The 17,551-nt window shown below is 64.5% G+C and carries 11 protein-coding genes; 1 reads left to right on the forward strand and 10 read right to left on the reverse strand.

All coding sequences use genetic code 11. The features are described 5' to 3' along the window. Positions 1-142 precede the first annotated feature (142 nt). Positions 143-859 carry a hypothetical protein gene (locus HAV22_RS01955; protein ID WP_166855936.1) on the reverse strand — a complete coding sequence of 239 codons (717 nt, stop codon included), beginning with the start codon at positions 857-859 and terminating at the stop codon, positions 143-145. Then, a complete protein-coding gene (locus tag HAV22_RS01960; protein WP_166855938.1) occupies positions 823-2,982 on the reverse strand; it encodes a peptidase domain-containing ABC transporter in 2,160 nt (719 codons plus the stop codon). Before HAV22_RS01960 ends, HAV22_RS01955 begins: the two co-directional genes overlap by 37 nt. Before the next feature lie 181 nt (positions 2,983-3,163). On the opposite strand from HAV22_RS01960, the gene HAV22_RS01965 reads away from it, so the two are divergent. Beyond that, complete coding sequence (locus HAV22_RS01965; protein ID WP_166855941.1) at positions 3,164-4,411, forward strand: glycosyltransferase family 4 protein; 1,248 nt, start codon at positions 3,164-3,166, stop codon at positions 4,409-4,411. A 421-nt stretch (positions 4,412-4,832) separates the two neighbouring features. Here the strand turns inward: HAV22_RS01965 and HAV22_RS01970 are convergent, their stop codons facing one another. The 8 genes from HAV22_RS01970 to HAV22_RS02005 all read right to left on the reverse strand — a co-directional run bounded on the left by HAV22_RS01970 (position 4,833) and on the right by HAV22_RS02005 (position 17,293). Then, positions 4,833-7,073 carry a TonB-dependent receptor gene (locus HAV22_RS01970; protein WP_166855943.1) on the reverse strand — a complete coding sequence of 747 codons (2,241 nt, stop codon included), beginning with the start codon at positions 7,071-7,073 and terminating at the stop codon, positions 4,833-4,835. Positions 7,074-7,210: 137 nt separating this feature from the next. Continuing rightward, positions 7,211-8,515 (reverse strand): ATP-binding protein, encoded by a 1,305-nt coding sequence (locus HAV22_RS01975; RefSeq protein ID WP_229421010.1) that lies wholly within the window; start codon positions 8,513-8,515, stop codon positions 7,211-7,213. Between the two features lie 16 nt (positions 8,516-8,531). Beyond that, positions 8,532-9,194: a response regulator gene (locus HAV22_RS01980; RefSeq protein ID WP_166855947.1), complete on the reverse strand. Its 663-nt coding sequence runs from the start codon at positions 9,192-9,194 to the stop codon at positions 8,532-8,534. A 78-nt stretch (positions 9,195-9,272) separates the two neighbouring features. Next, positions 9,273-10,250, reverse strand: a complete 978-nt coding sequence (locus HAV22_RS01985) for an outer membrane protein assembly factor BamB family protein (RefSeq protein ID WP_166855950.1) — start codon at positions 10,248-10,250, stop codon at positions 9,273-9,275. A 24-nt stretch (positions 10,251-10,274) separates the two neighbouring features. Then, positions 10,275-13,328, reverse strand: a complete 3,054-nt coding sequence (locus tag HAV22_RS01990; protein WP_166855952.1) for an efflux RND transporter permease subunit — start codon at positions 13,326-13,328, stop codon at positions 10,275-10,277. Then, positions 13,325-14,401: an efflux RND transporter periplasmic adaptor subunit gene (locus tag HAV22_RS01995; protein ID WP_166855954.1), complete on the reverse strand. Its 1,077-nt coding sequence runs from the start codon at positions 14,399-14,401 to the stop codon at positions 13,325-13,327. The genes HAV22_RS01990 and HAV22_RS01995 overlap by 4 nt, the downstream gene beginning before the upstream one ends. Then, positions 14,398-15,762, reverse strand: coding sequence for a TolC family protein (locus HAV22_RS02000; protein WP_166855956.1), 1,365 nt, complete (start codon positions 15,760-15,762; stop codon positions 14,398-14,400). The genes HAV22_RS01995 and HAV22_RS02000 overlap by 4 nt, the downstream gene beginning before the upstream one ends. Positions 15,763-16,018: 256 nt before the next feature. After that, positions 16,019-17,293 (reverse strand): extracellular catalytic domain type 1 short-chain-length polyhydroxyalkanoate depolymerase, encoded by a 1,275-nt coding sequence (locus tag HAV22_RS02005; RefSeq protein WP_229421011.1) that lies wholly within the window; start codon positions 17,291-17,293, stop codon positions 16,019-16,021. Positions 17,294-17,551: the final 258 nt, after the last annotated feature.

The following is a 17,551-nucleotide window of genomic DNA, read 5'->3' on the forward strand; positions in this document are numbered from 1 at the left end:
TGAGCCTCCTGATAAGTGGACTGGGTCTTGTGAACAGCACGGGGCATCAGTAAATTCTCCAGACATTTGCGACGGCCTCCACAAAAATTATTAGCAGTCTTTGTCCTATAAAATTTTTATTCAACCAACAAATATTGGATCGCTACTTCTTCTTAAAACTGCATATCGGAATAAATCCTATAGGCGACTGGCTATAAACATCTGGACCGGAAATCAGGATCGGCTGGCCATTGTGGAGACGCAGGCTGGAATCGACCAGCAGATTGCGAGCGGTCGAGTCTTCGAGCTTTAACGGCCTGGACAGATCCGGAGTCATCAGGATCAAATGCTCGTTAAAATCGCGATCCGGTTTGCTGACGCATCCTCCGAGCGGGTTTGGAACCCGGTATTGCAAGATGGTCTTCACTGCCCCGGGGACGTTTTGATACGGCGTGATGGGGTCATCAAATTTCCCCCTCCAAACGAAAAATGCTCCGCCTTCTTTCCGCGTCACGTCCGCTCGGTAAAAATACATGTCTTCCACCGGCTTCCCAGCATCCTGGTCGGCAAAAAAGTCTTGCGAGAATACCTGCATGTATTTTTCAATGACGGCAGCAAAGTTCCGGCCGGGATAGGCTATCGGTTCCCATGGAGGAAGATCGAAGGCACCTCCCAGTGCCGTCCCGATACACACCGCAGGAAGCTTCGGGTAACGATGAAAATAGTCGTCAACGACCTTTTGCAACCTGTCGCACAACGGATCCTGCGGAAGGTCAGGGTTGGGAATATCCAGCTTCCATTTTGGCCCGGCCCCTGCCTGCGCAATGCAATGCAACGTGAGAATTAAAACACCGGCGGCGACGGCACGGAAGGCGCGCATGGCATCGGTCTCCTGGCAAGTGGGCCGGAACGGCCGATTGCAACGGTCCTGTGCACGACCAGGCTGCGCGGCAATTTATGGGTGATGAACAACACGATGCGCTCGCGTCCCAGCACGTTGATGGTCTTGGCGACCTGGTCGGCCGTTTCTTCGTCCAGGCTGCTGGTCGCCTCGTCGAAGATCAGGATGCGTGGCCGCTTGAGCAGGGCGCGGGCGATGGCGAGGCGCTGGCGCTGGCCACCCGACAGGCCGACGCCGCGTTCGCCGAGCACGGTCTGGTACCCCTGGGGTTGGCGTTCGATCGCCTCGTGCATTTCGGCCATGCGGCAGGCCTCGACGACATCATCGAATGTGGCGTGGGGATTCGCGGCCATCAGGTTGTCGAGGATCGTTCCCGAAAAAAGCACGGTCTCCTGCGGTACGACACCGAAGTGCGACCGCAGTTCGTTCGCCGATAACGTCGAAATATCGACGCCGTCCAGCAGGATCCGCCCGCCGGCGGGGCGATAAAAGCCCTGCAGAAGTTTCGTCAGTGTGCTCTTGCCGCTGCCGGACGGTCCGGTGATCGCCACCGTCATGCCCGGCTCGACCCGCAGCGAAAAGTTTTCGTACAGCAGCGGCTGCTGTTCGTGATAGCGGAAGCTGATCGCTTCGATATCGATGCGGCCAGGGCCACCGCCCTGCCGCGAAGGCGTTACAGAATAGGGCTCGACGGGCGCGTTCAGGATATCGCCGAGGCGCTGCACGGACATCCGGGCCTGCTGGAATTGCTGCCATAGACCCACCAGGCGCAGCACGGGTTGCGACACCCGCCCTGCGAACATCTGGAATGCCACCAGCATGCCGATGCTGAACGCGGGATCGTGAATGACCGTATAGGCGCCGAGTACGAGCACCCCGAGGGTCATCGCCTGCTCGAGCACGTTGGCGACCGTCGAATACGTATTGGCCGTCTGCCGCGTTCGAAAACTGGCCTCCAGATAGGTCGCCAGGAAGCCGTCGTAGCGCTCCCGCAACTGCGGCTCCATCTGCAGGCTTTTCACGGTGTCGATCCCGGCCACGTATTCCGTCACGAACGCCTGGTTGCGGGCGCCGAGGGCGAACTGTTCGTTCAGTTGCTTGCGGAACAGCGGGGCGACCGCCGCACTGCATGCCGCCAGCAGCACGAGCACGAAGCCGACGAGTACGCTCAGCTTGATGCTGTAGCACAGCATGATGGCAACGAAAATCGCGAGGAAGGGAATGTCCAGCACCAGGGCGACGGCGGCGCCCGCGAGGAACTCGCGTATCGATTCCACCCCATGCAACCTTGCCGCGATGACACCCGTCGCCCGCTGCTCGAAATACCGCGGCGGCAATTTGAACAGGTGCTGGCACACCGCGCTTCCCAGCACGGCGTCGACGCGGTTTCCGGTGTGAAGAATGAGCGTTTGTCGGGTCCAGCCGAGGATCGCGCTGAAGACCATGAACAGGCCCATGCCGGCGGCGATCACCCACAGTGTGCTCTCGGTGCGGTGCACGACCACCTTGTCGATGATGACCTGGGTGAACAATGGCAGCCCGAGTGCCAGCAACTGGATGCCCAGCGAAGCGAGCAACACCTCGCGCCAGACCTTGCGGTGTTTCAGCAATTCCGCACCGAACCAGCGGAAACCGAACGCGGACGCTTCGTTGCGGGGCATGTCCGGGTCGGTCACGGGTTCTGGCACCGCGCTGCACCACATGCTCCACGGCAGGAGCCTCTCGCCGAATGCGGTTAAGGGCAGCGTCACGGGCATGTCGCTGCCAGCCTCGAACACGACAACATCCATGCCCTTGCGCGCGACGACCAGCGCGGGCACGAGCTTGGCGTCGAGCGCGAGCAAGACAAGAACGGGGCCGCGTACCGCTGAAAGGTCCACCGTGCCCAAGCGCAACTCCGCCTTGAGTCCCAATTTGCGCGCTGCATGGACCAAATCGTCCGGCTTGTAAGGCGGCGGAAACTGTTGCAGCAGCAGCGGCGGACTGAACGGCACGCGATGGATCGTGCAAAGGCACCCGAGGGACGAGACAAAATCACTTTGACCGATGGTCGGCACGCTGGGCGGGACATGGTCCTCGTCCGTTTCGATCATGTCGCGCATATGTCGCCCGCTGTGACTTGTCGGTTCGTGAGAATCCCGGGTTGGGCGCGTCGTAAGTTCATTTGTACATGATTAAAAGAAATCTTCCAACGAACATACTTGAACTGCAACTTATTGTCTAGTTGCAACATTGCAACAAGAACGTTAATTGTGTCTGATAGAATTTCCCCAAAGGAAACTCATGAACTACTTGTTCGTCCACCAAAATTTCGCTGGCCAATACCTCCACTTGGTGCGCCATCTTGGCGCTCAGCCGGGCAACCAGGTCGTTTTCCTGACCCAGCATCAGCATTTCACGCTTCCTGGGGTGAGGGTGATTCGCTATCGTCCACCGCGTGCGCCCTCGCCCGGCGTGCATCATTACCTGCAGGACACGGAAGCGGCCATCCTGAACGGGCAGAGCGTGGCCCGCATTGCCCTCGACCTGCGCGCGAGCGGGTTCGTTCCGGACGTCATGGCCGGGCACAATGGCTGGGGGGAGATCTGGTACTTGAAGGACGTATATCCGGACGTGCCGCTGATCGGCTACTTCGAGTTCTTTTACCGCCAGTTTGGCGCCGACGTCGGCTTCGATCCCGGTGATGTGCACAGTCCGGATACCGGACCGCGCATCCGCAGCAAGAATATGGGTAATCTGCTGGGTCTGGATACGGTCGACATCGGCGTATGCCCGACGCATTGGCAGCGGTCAGGCTACCCTGCTCGTTATCACGACAAACTCAGACTCATGCACGAGGGAATCGACACGGCATGGGCGAGCCCATTGGACAGCGCGACGTTCACGTTGCCCGGCGGGCGCATCCTCAGCAAGGAGGACGAGGTCCTGACATACGTCGCGCGCAATCTCGAGCCGCACCGGGGCTTTCCGATGTTCATGCGCAGCCTTCCCGGCATTCTCAGCCGTAGGCCCCATGCCGAGGTATTGATCGTGGGCGCGGACGGCACGTCGTACGGCCCTCCCCGCGCAGATGGCCGCAGCTACCGCGAAGCGATGCGCGCCGAACTGGAGGACGACGTCGACTGGACTCGGGTGCATTTTCTGAATCAAGTGCCCTATGGGCAGTTCCGCGACATGCTGCGCGTATCGCGCTGCCACGTCTACCTGACCTATCCCTTCGTGCTGTCGTGGTCGATGCTGGAAGCCATGTCGATGGGCTGCGTCGTAGTAGGCTCTTGCACCGCCCCGGTCACGGAAGTCATCGTGGATGAAGACAATGGCTTCCTGGTCGATTTTTTTGACACCGACATGCTCGTTCGAAAAGTGGTCGACGTGCTGGAGGCCGGTCCCGCGCTCGCCGCCATGCGTAGTTCCGCACGATCGACCATCGTCGAGCGCTACGACTTGCAGGCAGTCTGCTTGCCACGGCAGCTCGCATTGCTCACGGAAGCACGAGAACTGCTGCGTGGCCGGGCGCACACCTTCTCGTGACGAGTCAGCGAAGTCACTCAAATTGACGACCTTGAACCCGGTCAAAGCAGGTCCGCACAGGCGATTTATGCTGCAAAAAAGCTCGCCGAAGCGAGCCTTTTTCAATTCCCAAAGCAGAGTTTCCAAGGGGAAACCTCACTCCCACTCGATCATCAATGGCTGAGCAAAGCTGTTGAATTTCAGAGTCATTCTCGAGCCCTCTCAGGGCCATGCCACGAATGATACCATGATGAACGAGCCACGATCCGAGACGACTTTGCAGGCCGTTTTGACGTCTAAAAATCAAAGAGTTGGCTCTGCACCACACCGTTCACCACATGAGTTCGCGGAGCGTGACCTGTCAGGCCGCCCGAGAGAGCTCTGCAGCTGGCCATCACAAACAGCGGAGCCAGCGCGGCCAGCGAGACCGTTCGCCGCATCGTCAGAAGTCGGCGCGCGCGGACACCTGGAAGCTGCGCGGCGCCTGGAACGTGTACTGGTCGCCGGACACCGTCTTGCCCGGCGAGATCGAGGTCACGTCCTGCTTTCCGGCCAGGTTGAACACGTTCAGCTGCAGCTTCAGCGCCCGCAAATTCATGCCCGGGTTGGCGAAGCGGTAGGCGAGCGATAAGTCGATGTTCGTGTACGCGCCCGTGCGGTACGCCTCGTAGGCCGCCGGCTTTGCGGGATCGTAGTCGGCCTGGTACACGGCGCCCGTGCGCTTGCCGATCAGCGAACCCGCCCAAGGACCGGCGTTGTACAGGAGGCCCAGAGCGGCTGTCATGTCGGGCGAGCCTGAAATCGTCTTGCCCGTGTCGTTGGCCTCCGCCTTGTTCTTCGAGCCGTTGGCGTACAGCGCGACGCCGCCGCCGACCAGCCATGTGGCCTGGCCCTCGATGCCCTTGTAGGTGGCGCCGCCCACGTTGACGTACGCGGCGTCGGTGCCGCCGAGGCCGTTCGATACGTACTTGTTCTTGAAATCGATCTTGTACAGGTCGACGTCCCAGGTGAGTGCGTTCGATTCGCCGACGATGCCCAGCTGGTAGTTGGTCGACTTCTGCGGGTCCGAGCTGTTCTTCGTCGGGTCGGCGATATAGAACGACTTCAGGTCGGGGATCTGGAAGCCTTCCGCGTACTGTGCGTACACGGCCAGGCCATCGCCGATGCGCTGGTTCGCCGTCAGGAACGGCAGCGTCGCCTTGTACTCGACCGACGTGTGCTGCAGCACGCGCGTCGTCTGGTTAACGGCGGCGTCCACGGCGCGGCGGATCTGCACGCGCTTGACGCCCGGGGTGACGGTGAGATCCGGCGTGACGGACCACTCGAACTGCGCGAACGGCTGCACGTTATGGATCGTCGACTGCTGGTCGAACAGCACGTCCGGGAACGTCACCGGCACCGGCTTGGTTTCGCGCGGGTCGCGCACGCCCAGCGTGAGGTCGAGGTCATACTGATGGCGGTCCGTGTCCGACCGCTCGTACCACACGCCGGTGCGGAAGGTGCCCGCCTCGAACGACTTGTTCAGGCGCAGGATGTCGCCCCAGACGCGGTACTTGTTGCGCTTGTCGATGCCGGGGATGTCCGCATTGCCCTTCGGGCCGGCCTTGGTGCCCGGTGCCGTCAGACCGGTCGGGTCGGTCGACGAGATCGTTTCGTTGTCGTATGCGTAGGTGTAGAGCTGGTTGTCGGTCGCCCAGCCCGCGCCCCAGTTGGTTTCCAGGCGCAGGTAGTCGAAGTCCGTGTTCTTGGACGTGTGGTTGAAGCCGGCGTAGTTGAAGCTGGCCGGGTCGTCGTTCAGGCTGTAGTTCTTGCCGTACTTCGCCACCTGGGCCAGCGTGGGTCCCTTGTTGTTGTCCGGCTGGACGTAACCGATCTGGTTGGCCGACACGAAGAAGGTCGCCACCGTCGACTCGCCGAGCGGCCGGCGCACCTTCAGCATGTAGTTGTCGCTGTTGATCGTGTTGCGGGTCAGGTAGCCGTCCGACTGCAGGTGCTGGTAGTTCAGCTGGATCGTCCCGTTGCCCCAGCCGGCCAGCTGGCCGCTTTCCCACGACACGCCGCCCAGGCGCGTGTTCCAGGTGCCGGCCGAGCCGAACACGCTCGTGTGCTGCTCCTTCGACGGCTTCTTCGAGAACAGGTTGATCGAGCCGCCGAAGGTGGCATAGCCCAGGTTGTCCGCATTGCCCGGGCCACGCTCGACGATGGCGCCGCCGATCACGGAACCGGGGAAGAACGACGTCGAGTGGTGCGCCGGATTGTTCGTGTCGCCCCAGGGAATGCCGTCGAACGTGATGTTGTACTGATCGTCGCCGAAGCCGCGCATCGTCGTCTTCGTTTCCGACAGGCCGGGACCGTTGGCGGAATCGCCCGACAGGCTCGGTGCGATATTCACGATGCGGCTGTACTCGGCGGCCGGCGTCACCGACAGTTCGATGAAGTCGCGCGTGATGATAGATTGCGGCTCGGTAGCCGCCAGGCTCGACTGCGTGGGCGCGGCGGCGGATGCCGTGTGGTTGCCGAGGTAATCGCCGTTGCGGGCGCTGACGACGACGGTCGGCACGGGCCCGGCGTCCGCGGCATCGGCGGCGGGAGCGACTTCAGGAGCGGCCTGCGCCGACAGGGTGGCAAGGGCGAGCGAAACGGAGACGGCAAGGCGCCGGCGCGAGAACGGATGCGTGGTCATTGGTGAGGATGATGAGTTGGCAAATTTATGGAACGCTAACGTTTTGAAATTTGGCAACTATATGCACGCAATATGACCCGGTCGTTACGGTGCGCCGACATGAACGATTGGTAATGTTGGCGTTTTGCGCACAGCCGCTAGCGGCGCGGGAACCGCACCGTCACCATCAACCCGCGCCCTGCCGGCCCGTCGTCGAGCGTCACGGTCGCCCGATGCGCATTGGCGACGCTGCGCACGATCGACAGGCCCAGTCCACTGCCCCATTCGGCATGCCCCGCGCCCCGGTAAAAGCGGTCGAACACCCGTTCGCGCTCCGCCGGCGCGATGCCGATCCCGTCGTCGGCAACCTGCAGCGTAATCTCGCGATCGGTCTGGGTCATGGTGACGTCGACGCGGCCGCCGGGCGCCGTGTAGCGCAACGCATTGTCGAGCAGATTGCCGACCAGAATACGCAAGCCGTCGGCGTTACCGGACAGGCATGGACCGTCGAGGTCCGCTTCGGTCTCGACGATGCCCAGATCGATGCCCCTGGCGCTGGCCTGGTCGTAGCGCTCGCCGATGCAGGCGCGCGCGAGTTCGAGCAGATCGACCGGTGCCGGGGCCGCTTCGCCTGCGTCGCCTTCCTGCCTGGCGGCCGTGAGCAATTGCTGCACCAGATGGATGGCACGATCGAGGCGTTGGTGCAGTTTGGTGAACGCGGCCGCGCGCTGTACGTCGTCGGTGGCGCGCTCTGCGAGCTGGAGCTGCAGTTGCAGGGCGGTCAAGGGCGAACGAAGCTCGTGTGCCGCATCCGCCACGAAGGCGCGCTGGCTATGCAATGCATGGTCGAGCCGCAGCAGAAGGTCGTCCATCGCCGCGACGACGGGCCTGAGCTCGGGCGGCTGGTCGCGCTCGGCGAGCGGCTGCAGGTCGCTCGGCGAGCGGCGGCCCAGCGCCTGCGCGAGCCGCGTCAGTGGCGTCAAGCCGCGTCCCACGACGGCATAGATGAGCACGCCCAGTATCGGCAGCATGGCCAGGAACGGCAGCAGCGAACGCAATGCCAGGCGCGCCGCGAGTTCCTCGCGCGCCGACACGGATTGCGCCACCTGCACCCGGTCGCCGCCGCGCTCGGCGAGATAGACGCGCCAGGTATCGTCGTTGCCGGTCAGCGTCGCGTAACCGGGCCGCGCGGCGGCCGGCAGTACGTGCGCGGTGGTCGAGATGTAGCCGAGCCGCCCGGACCGGTCCCAAACCTGGATCACCACCTCCTCTTCGGGATCGCCATGCTCGCGCCGCGCCGGCAAGCCGGCTTGCGTGGTCGGCAGCGTCGTCGCCATCTGGCGCAGCTGATAGTCGAATAGCTCGTTGGATTCTTCCAGGACCTTGAAGTAGATGGCGCCGCCGGCAACGAGGGTGCACGCCAGGGTCCCGCTTAGCAGCCCGAGCAGCAGTTGGCTACGCATTGTCCTCATGAGGTCCTCATGAGGACAGCGGTGCCACATAGCCGACGCCGCGCACGTTCCTGATGAAATCTGCACCGAGCTTCTTGCGCAGGCGGTGCACGTAGACGTCCACCGTATTGCTCTCGACCTCCTCGTTCCAGCCGTACAGCTTCTGCTCCAGCAATGCCTTCGACATCACGCGTCCGGGCGGGTCAAGCAACGCGGCCAGCAGCGCGAATTCGCGTGCCGACAGCGGCAGCGGCTGCCCGTCGAGCAGGGCCTCGTGCGCGGTCAGGCGCAATGTCACGCCGCGGTGCACGATATCCGGTTGCGCGCGGCCGGCGCCGCGCCTGAGCAGTGCGCGCACCCGCGCGAACAACTCTTCCAGGTCGAACGGCTTGACCAGGTAATCGTCGGCGCCGCCGTCCAGCCCCTGCACGCGGTCGGCGGTACTGTCGCGCGCCGTAATGATCAGGACCGGCGCCCGGCCGCCGCGGTCGCGGTACTGGCGCAGCACGTCGAGACCGTCGCGACCGGGCAGGCCGAGGTCGAGCAACAACAGGTCGTAAACGTCCGTCACCAGCGCCAGCTGCGCGGCGCCGCCGTCCCGCACCCAGTCGAGCGCATAGCGTTCCGCGCGCAGGCCTTCGGCGATGCTGTCGCCGATCATCGGGTCGTCTTCGATCAGCAGCAGGCGCATGGGTGGTCGATGCGGGAGCGTGAATTTGTCATGGGACACCTGGAAAATCGCGCCGCCAGCTTACCGCAAACCGCGCGCTCATGGGCCGACGACCACCATGGTGAACGTTTTGTCGACGACGGCCGGCAGGAACACCCGACGGCTCGCCGGATCGAACGCCATGGTGCGCGCGCCCTTCACGGTCGGCACCTCGACCGCCGGCGCATAGTGGTCGGCGTCCAGCTGGCGCACCACGCTCAGCGTACCCGCGCCGTTTGAGGAAAACACGGTGGCGGTGCCGGCATCGTAGTGTGCGGCGTCCGGATGGTCGCCGATCGCGATGCGCGCCACCACCTTGCCGCTCGCGCTGTCCGTGACCATCATCGCACGGTTGCCGCACACCGAGAACAACCGCGCGTGCGCAGTGTCCAGCGCCAGTCCGCTCGGTTCGTCGCAGCCGGCCAGGGGCCAGTGCGACAGCACGCGGTCCGTCGCGGCGTCGATCGCAACGATCTCGTCCTTGTCCTCGATGTTCACGTAGACGCGTTTGCCGTCGGTGGCCGCGAACTCCGGCTTGCCGCCGACCGGAATTGTGGCGACCTGCTTCCCGCTCGCGGCGTCGAACACGCTCACGTCCTTGCTCTTGCCGTTGAACGTGTACAGTTTGCGGGTGGCGGGCTCGTACAGGATCGCGTCCGGATTCGCGCCCTTCACGGCAAGCTCGCGCTCGACCCGCAACGTGTCGAGGTCGAACACGGTAACGGTGTTGGCGCGGCCATTGCTGGTGAAGCCGAGCTTCAGGTCCTGTGCGAATACCACGCCATGCACGCCGGCCGTATTGGGAATCTCGCCGACCGACTTGCCGCTGGCGGCATCGAGCACCTGCAACCGGTCGCCGCGCGTGACGAACAGGCGGTTGCGCTGGGTGTCGATGGCGAGATAGTCCCAGCGTGTTGCCGGGCCGAGGTCCCAGCGCTGTTGTACGGCGTAGTGGACCGGCTCGGCGGCGGTGGCCGGGGACAGGCAGGCCGCCAGCGCAGCGCCGACGAGGAACGGTTTGATCAGGACAGGTTTCACGGTTTCTCCATATGAAGGACAGCGTCAGGCTTCGTCCGCGCCGGACGAGCGTCCGCGCATCAGGTGGAACAGGATCGGCATCAACAGCAGCACCAGCGGCAGTTGCACGACCAGCCCGGAAATGATGGCGATCGCCAGCGGCTGCTGCATCTCGGAGCCGCGCCCGAGTGCGAACGCCAGCGGCAACAGGGTCAGGATCGCGGCCAGCGTAGTCATCGCGATCGGCCGCATGCGGTTCAATCCGGCCTCCAGCAAGGCCTGCTCGCGTGGACGGTCGGCGACGAGTTCCTGCTGCTCCGAGTAGTAAAAGATCGCGACCTCCGTGGCCATACCGATGATCATCGTCATGCCCATCATGGCCGAGATGTTCAGTTCGATCTTCGTCAGCCATAGGCCGATGAACACGGCCGACACCGCCAGCAACGCGGTGACGAGAATCGACAACGCCAGACGGAAGCTTTCGTACATGAACAACAGCAGCAGGAACACCAGCGCGCTGGCGGCTGCGAATACCGCCATCAACCCGTGGAAGGCGATCTGCTGTTGTTCGTACAGGCCACCCAGCTGGTAATAACTGTCGGCGGGCAGCGTGCGCGGCCGGGCCATCATTGTCCGGACGTCGGCGATCACGGAGCCGAGATCACGCCCGCTGATACGGGCGGTGACGGCGACCATGCGCTTGAGGTTTTCACGCGTGATCTGCGCCTGGCCGGTGACCGCATGGATCTCGGCCACGCGCTGCAGCGGAAACGCGTGGCCGTCCGGTGCGACCACGCGCAGCCGGCGCAGATCGGTCTCCGTGGCACGCTGGTTCTGCGGCACCCAGATACGCACGTCGACCATCTTGACGCCGCCCGGTACGTGCGTCGCGACCGTGCCCGAGAGGACGCCGGAAACGTAGCGGGTGATTGCATCGGCGTCCATGCCTTCGAGCGCGCTTCTCGCCGGGTCGACGCGGATGTCCATCGCGTCGCCGGCGGGGTTGATGCCGTCCCTGACGTCGACCACGCCATCGATCCTGGCCAGGCGCGCCGCCACCGCACGCGCGCTGGCGGCCAGGGCGTCAGGACGGTCGCCGAAGATCTTGATCTCGACCGGCTGCGGCACCGCCGTGAGGTCGCCGATCAGGTCTTCCATCAGCTGGGCCATCTCGACCTCGACGCCTGGCACCTCGTGCTCGATGCGGCCACGGATGTCGTCCATCACCTGGTCCACGGGACGCCGACCCGACGGTTTCAGGCGCACGAAGAAGTCGCCCTGGTTGGCCTCGTTGAGGCCTCCTCCCAGGCCGGCGCCGGTGCGGCGCGAATACGTGGCGACGTCGGGCGTGGCACGGATGATGGCCTCGACCTGGCGCAACAGACGGTCGGTCTCGGTCAGCGCGGTGCCGGGCGGCGCGCGGTAGTCGAGCACGAAGCCGCCCTCGTCCATTGCCGGCATGAAGCCCGAGCCGACCGCGCGGTAGGCGATAAAACCGGCCAGCAGCAGCGGCGCCACGCCGACCAGCAGCAGCCAGGGTCGCGCCAGCAGCGCGCCGAACACGCGTCGGTAGTGGCCGTGCAGCCAGCGCACCAGACTCGAATCGGGCGCGTGTTCGGCGTCCTTCGCATTCAGGAAGCGGTCGGCCAGCAGCGGCACCGCCAGCCAGCTGATCAGGAAGGAGATGAACAGCGCCGCCGCCATCGTCAGCGACAGGGCCTTGAAGAAGGCGCCGGTCACGCCGGAGAGGAATGCGAGCGGGACGAAGATCACCAGGGTCGAGGCGCTCGAGCCGGCCAGCGGGCGCAGGAACTCGAGCGCGGCGGCCATCACGCGCCTGTGCACCTCGCCGTCTCCGCCCTGCAGGCGCCGCATGATGTGCTCGATCATCACGATCGCATCGTCGATGATCAGGCCGACCGCGGCCGCCATGCCGCCCAGGGTCATGATGTTGAAGCTCATGCCGAGCACGTACAACAGCACGACAGTACTGGCCAGCACCGCAGGCACGACGACGATCGCGATCAGCGTCACCTTCAGGTTGCGCAGGAACAGCAGGAGCACGGCCGCCGACAACCCGATGCCGATCAGGACGGCGTCGCGCACGCTGCCTGCCGACGCCGTCACCAGTTCGCTCTGGTCGTACCAGCTGGCGATCTGCACGCCTTGCGGCAGTTGCTTGCGCAGACCGTCCAGGCGCGACTTGATATCCTGCGCGATCTGTACGCTGTTACTGCCCGGCTGCTGGTAGACGGAGAACAGCACGGCGTCGCGGCCGTCGGCGGTGACGCGGGTCCAGTTCGGGGCCGTGCTCGTATCGACGGTGGCCACGTCGGCGAGACGCAGCATGGCGCCGGCGGGGTTGCGCAGCACCAGTGCGCGCAGCCGCGCGAGCGAATCGAGGCGGGTGTCCGACACGGCGAGGTACAGCTTGTAGTGGTCTTCCAGGCGACCGACCGCGCTGATCACGTTCGCCGCCGACACGGCCTTGGCAACGTCGTCCAGCGCCAGTCCGACCGCCGCGAGGCGCGCCGGATCCACCGTCACCCGGTATTCCTCGATCGCGCCGCCCTGAACCTGCACGCGCGCGACGCCATCCACGCTCGACAGCGCAGGACGCAGCTGGAACTCGGCAAGGTCATGGAGGGCGACCTCCGAAAGCGTGCTCGAGACCAGGCTGTAGGCGATGATCGGGAACACGGTCGGGTCCATGCGCCGTACGAGCACCTGCGTCGTCGCCGGCAGCGTGCCCTGCACCTGGGCGATGGCGGCGTTCACCTGCAGCGCAGCGGCCGCCATGTCGAGGCCCCAGTCGAAGTTGATGGACACCTCGGCCGAGCCGCGGCTGGTGGTCGAGCGCACGTTGCGCACACCCGGCACCCGGCGCACCGCTTCCTCGACCGGACGCGTGACCAGCATTTCCATCTGCTCGGCCGGCTGGTCGCCTGCATCGATCGAGACGACCACGCGCGGGAAGTCCACGGTCGGGAATAGCGATACCGGCAGCCGGAATGCCGCGACCAGGCCGGCCAGCGCCAGCATCGCGAGCAGGAACAGAATGGAGCGCCGATGCGCCTGGGTCCAGCCGGCCAGCGTCATTGCTTCCCCTCGCGCACCGGCATGCCGTCGTGCAGCTCGTAGTTGCCGAGCACGACCACCGGCAGTGCCGGGTCGATCCCACCGTCCACGCCATAGGTCTGCGCGGACTCGCCCAGCACCTTCACCGCGACGCGATGCGCATGGCCGCCCGCGACCTGGAACAGGTAGCTGCCCTGCTCGTCGCTCAACACCGCCTGGCGGGGCACGCTCCAGGCATTGCCCTCGCCGAGCGTGATCGCCGCCTCCACGCGCGTCCCGACCGCCAGGCCGGCGGCCGCGCTGGCCGGCAGGTTCACGATCGCGGTCACCATCTGGGTCTTCGGATCGACGACGCCATCGACCGTCGCGACGTGCGCCGCGATCGGGGCGGCACCGTCCAGCAGCGGCTTGAGCGTGACCGGCATCCCCGGTTTCACCGCCGCACTTCGGGCCGGCTCGATCGCCAGCAGCGCGCGAGGGTGGCCGGTGGGACCGAGTTGGGCGACGGGTGCGCCGGCGGCGACACGTTCGCCCTGCGCGGCCGCCAATGCGGTCACGACGGCGTCGAACGGGGCCGTCAACGTCACGCTCGCGTGGGCGCCACCCAGTTTCGCTTGTGCCGCCAGCGCGGCCTGGCTATCCTCCACTTGCTTGCGCGCGGCATCGACCTGGGATCGGGTGGCCAGTTGCAAACCCTCGAGCTCCTGCTGCCGCTTCAGTTCGCGCTGGGCGAAGCCGACCGCGTTGGATGCCTGCGTGTAGGCAGCCGTAGCATTCGGATCGGTACCGATCACGGCAACGGTATCGCCGCGGCGCAGGCGCTGGCCCGGCACCAGCGGCAGCTGAAGCAGTTGGCCTGGCTGCGGAAAGCTGACGGATTCCGGTTTGCCCGCTGCAATTTCACCGAAGGAGTCGAGGATCTGGGCCATGGTCTGCCGGGACACTGGCTGCACCCGGACCAGCGCGCTGGCATCAATCGCTTTTTCCGGCGCAGCGTCGGCAGCGCCGGCGCTGGCGCCGGCATGCCAGTGCCAGGCCGCCCCCGCGCCCAAGGCCACGACCACGGCGCCGATCACGAGAGTGGAAATCTTCATTGTTGTTGATGTCCTGACGAAGATGCATCGGGCGCGATCCCGAGCAAGGTTTGCAGCGCGACGCGCTGTTCAGCGATCTGCTGTAGTAGGTTGATTCGCTCGGCCTGCTTCGCGAGCAGCGCCGCACGTGCATTCGCATACGCGAGCGCGTCGATCAATTCGGAGCGGGCCGCCAGGTCGCTGCGCTGGATGGCCGGCTCCAACTGGTCCAGCGCGGTTTCGATGCTCCCCAGCTGTTCGCGATCAAGGCGCTGCTGGTCGAGGATGGCGCGGATATCGTTGCGCGCCGCCTGGACGCGCACCTGATATTCGTCGTGCAGTTTCTGGCGTGTGGCCTGCTCGATGACGATGTTGCCGCGGTTGCGGTTAAGGAGAGGCAGCGACAGCGTGATGCCCAGGCTGTTCGAGTACACGTTGCTATTGTCGCGCGAGCGGGTCAGGCCCACGTTCAGCGCCGGGAACTGGGCCAGCAGCGCGGCGCGGTAACGCTGGTCCTGCGCGGTATAGCCTGCGACCAAGGCGCGCAGGTCGGGGCGGCGTCGGGGAAGTTCGGCTAGCGCGCCATCCGCCGCGCCCTCGTCCGCGAACGCGGCCGGTGCTCCGTCCTGCAGGCGCAGATCGACGCGGGCGTCCAGGCCGAGCAAGGTGTTCAGATCATGCGCGGTCTGGCTCAGCTGGCGCTGCAGATCGTACATTTGTTTATTGATGTCCTGCAGCGCCGTCAAATTTGGCAACACCGCATCGCCGGTGAGCAGGCCGCGTCGCTGCGCCTGTCCCGTGCGCGCGGCGCGGTCGGCGAACAACCTGCGGTTCGCGTCCAGCACGGCCAGCAGGCGCCGGCCATAGGTCAGCCGGACAAAAGCCAGCCGCGCCTGCGAGGCGACCTGCCATTCCTGCCACAGCAGCGCCAGGTCGGTCTTCTGGACGTCGGCCTGAGCCGCACGGCGGCCGGCGGCATGACTGATCAGCGCCCCGACGTCGTAACTGAGACCAAAGCTGAACGCACGCGTGGCGCCCGGACCGGCATCGCTGTTCGACAAATCGCCGGCCAACGCCAGCTGCGGGTCCGGCAACAGGCCGGCAGCGAAGGCCTGGGCGCGCGACACGGCCAGATCGTCGCGCGCCAGTCTTAGATCGGGATTGTTTACCACTGCCAGCGTGGCGACCTCGATCTCGTCGAGGCCGTCGCGCGGATCGAAGGGGTGCGCGGCCAGCACGGGAAACGGCAGGCTGCGCGTGTCGACCTGGACTTGGGCAAGGCCCCCGGGCAGCTCGGGCACCGCCCCGAGCGGCAATGGCCGGTAGGTCGCACAACCGGCCACCGCCAGGCAACACATACACGAAAAGAATCGGTAGACCATCGTAGCTGGACCCAAATTACATTGATGCCCAGCCTACCAGTCGAATAATGAATAGATAATTAAAGGAGCGAGGCGGACTCTGCACAACATAACCGCCGATCGGTTTTGTGCCGAGGAAGTGAACGGCACTTACCGTACACTCCCTTATGAATGAACGTGCTGGCGGGATCGCACGTCCGGGTTCGAGGGATAGATGCACGATGCCGTTACCGGTCATTTGAGGGTCACAGTCGACAAAGCCCGACTTATACGAACCTCAGGCAGATTTCAGGAAAAAGCGCAGCATTTCCTGGCTGGCGTCGGGACCACTCTCGTCGCTGTAGCTGCCGCGCCCCGTACCGCCCGACCAGGCGTGCCTGCCGCCCTTGATGATCCAGTGCTCGACTACGACACGGCCATCCACTCCTTGATGCACCTGCCGCTCATACATGCGCCCGCGAGCGCTTCTGGCTTCCGTTGTTACCGACACTGCCTCGTAGTTGTCGAGAAACTGCCGTACGATACTTGTACTATTGCTGGGATGGACCGTAAAGTCCGCGTCGCCGTGAAACACAATGATGGGCCGGCTGTCTGCAGGTGCCGCGTGGACCCGCGCGTTCGCATCGACGCCGCCATTCATCACTTGCATTGCACCATAGCTGTCCGTCGCACTCCCATGCGCCAGGCCGGAGTGGCAGCCGACAGCGGCGAACAGTTCGGGGTAGGTCCTACCGAGTATCACCGCCATCGCCCCGCCTGCGGAGAGCCCCGCGACGTACACACGTGTCTCATCGATTGCATGAACATCGATCACTTTACGCGTGAGCGCCGCGATCAGGCCTGGTTCGCCCTGACCGCGGTAATGATGATATTCCTCGAACCAGTTCCAGCACATGCTCCAGTTCGCGCGCGACGACTGTTCGGGGTATAGGACAACACAACCGTATTCTTCCGCCAATGCGTTCATGCCTGTCCCGAGTGCGAAATCATCCGCATCCTGACCTCCTCCGTGAAGCATCACGACCAGCGGCAGTGGATTACCCGAATACCGGGCGGGGACGAACAACTTGTACTGCAGCGAACCCGCCTCATCGTCAAAGTGTCGTGTGACAAAATTTTCCTCCGCCGACGAAGTCGACGGACCTTCCCGTGACCATTCGAATTGGCCGCCCCACGGCGGCCGGACGAAACTCGACCAGGTATCCAGCATTGCATTTAGCATATTCAGCTCCAAAGGACATACCGGAATTGTCGCGCGATGCTGCATTGCAGCAAAGAGAGCTGTGCTCGTTACCGTGTAGGACGATGACCGATGTCGGCACAGGTCTTCTCTTAGTGCCACCTGGAACGTCTGAGAGGCATCGGAGGCGTGGCGCTGAAGACGCCGATGGCGGAACTCAGGCGGATGGACAGCCCGGGCGGCGCCCTGCTTTCCGATTTCTTCGACGAGTCGTGGCACGACCGGCTGCGACATGTTGCAGAACGAGAGTTGAGGGTCGACGCGCATTTCCAGGCCGCTGACCGGCCGCGCATCTTGCGGCCGCTGGTGCAATGCGACGCCGCTGGTGTGCGACGCGCTTGGGATCGGCCGCCTGGCGTGGGAGCGACCGGCTGGCGTGGGAGCGACCGGCTGCACACGCAGTTCGAAACCCGAACCGACTATCACCTGCGAGACGGGAGCTCGACATCCGGCTGCCGGATACCGAAGCGCGCCGTGCGGTGCTGGTCGCTACGTCAGCGGCCCTGTTCCGCTTCGCATAAGCCACCAGCCCGGCTCCGGCGTCACGTGTATCAGGTTGTACACACCGCT

Source organism: Telluria antibiotica, from assembly GCF_011682055.1.
Lineage (GTDB): Bacteria > Pseudomonadota > Gammaproteobacteria > Burkholderiales > Burkholderiaceae_D > Telluria > Telluria antibiotica.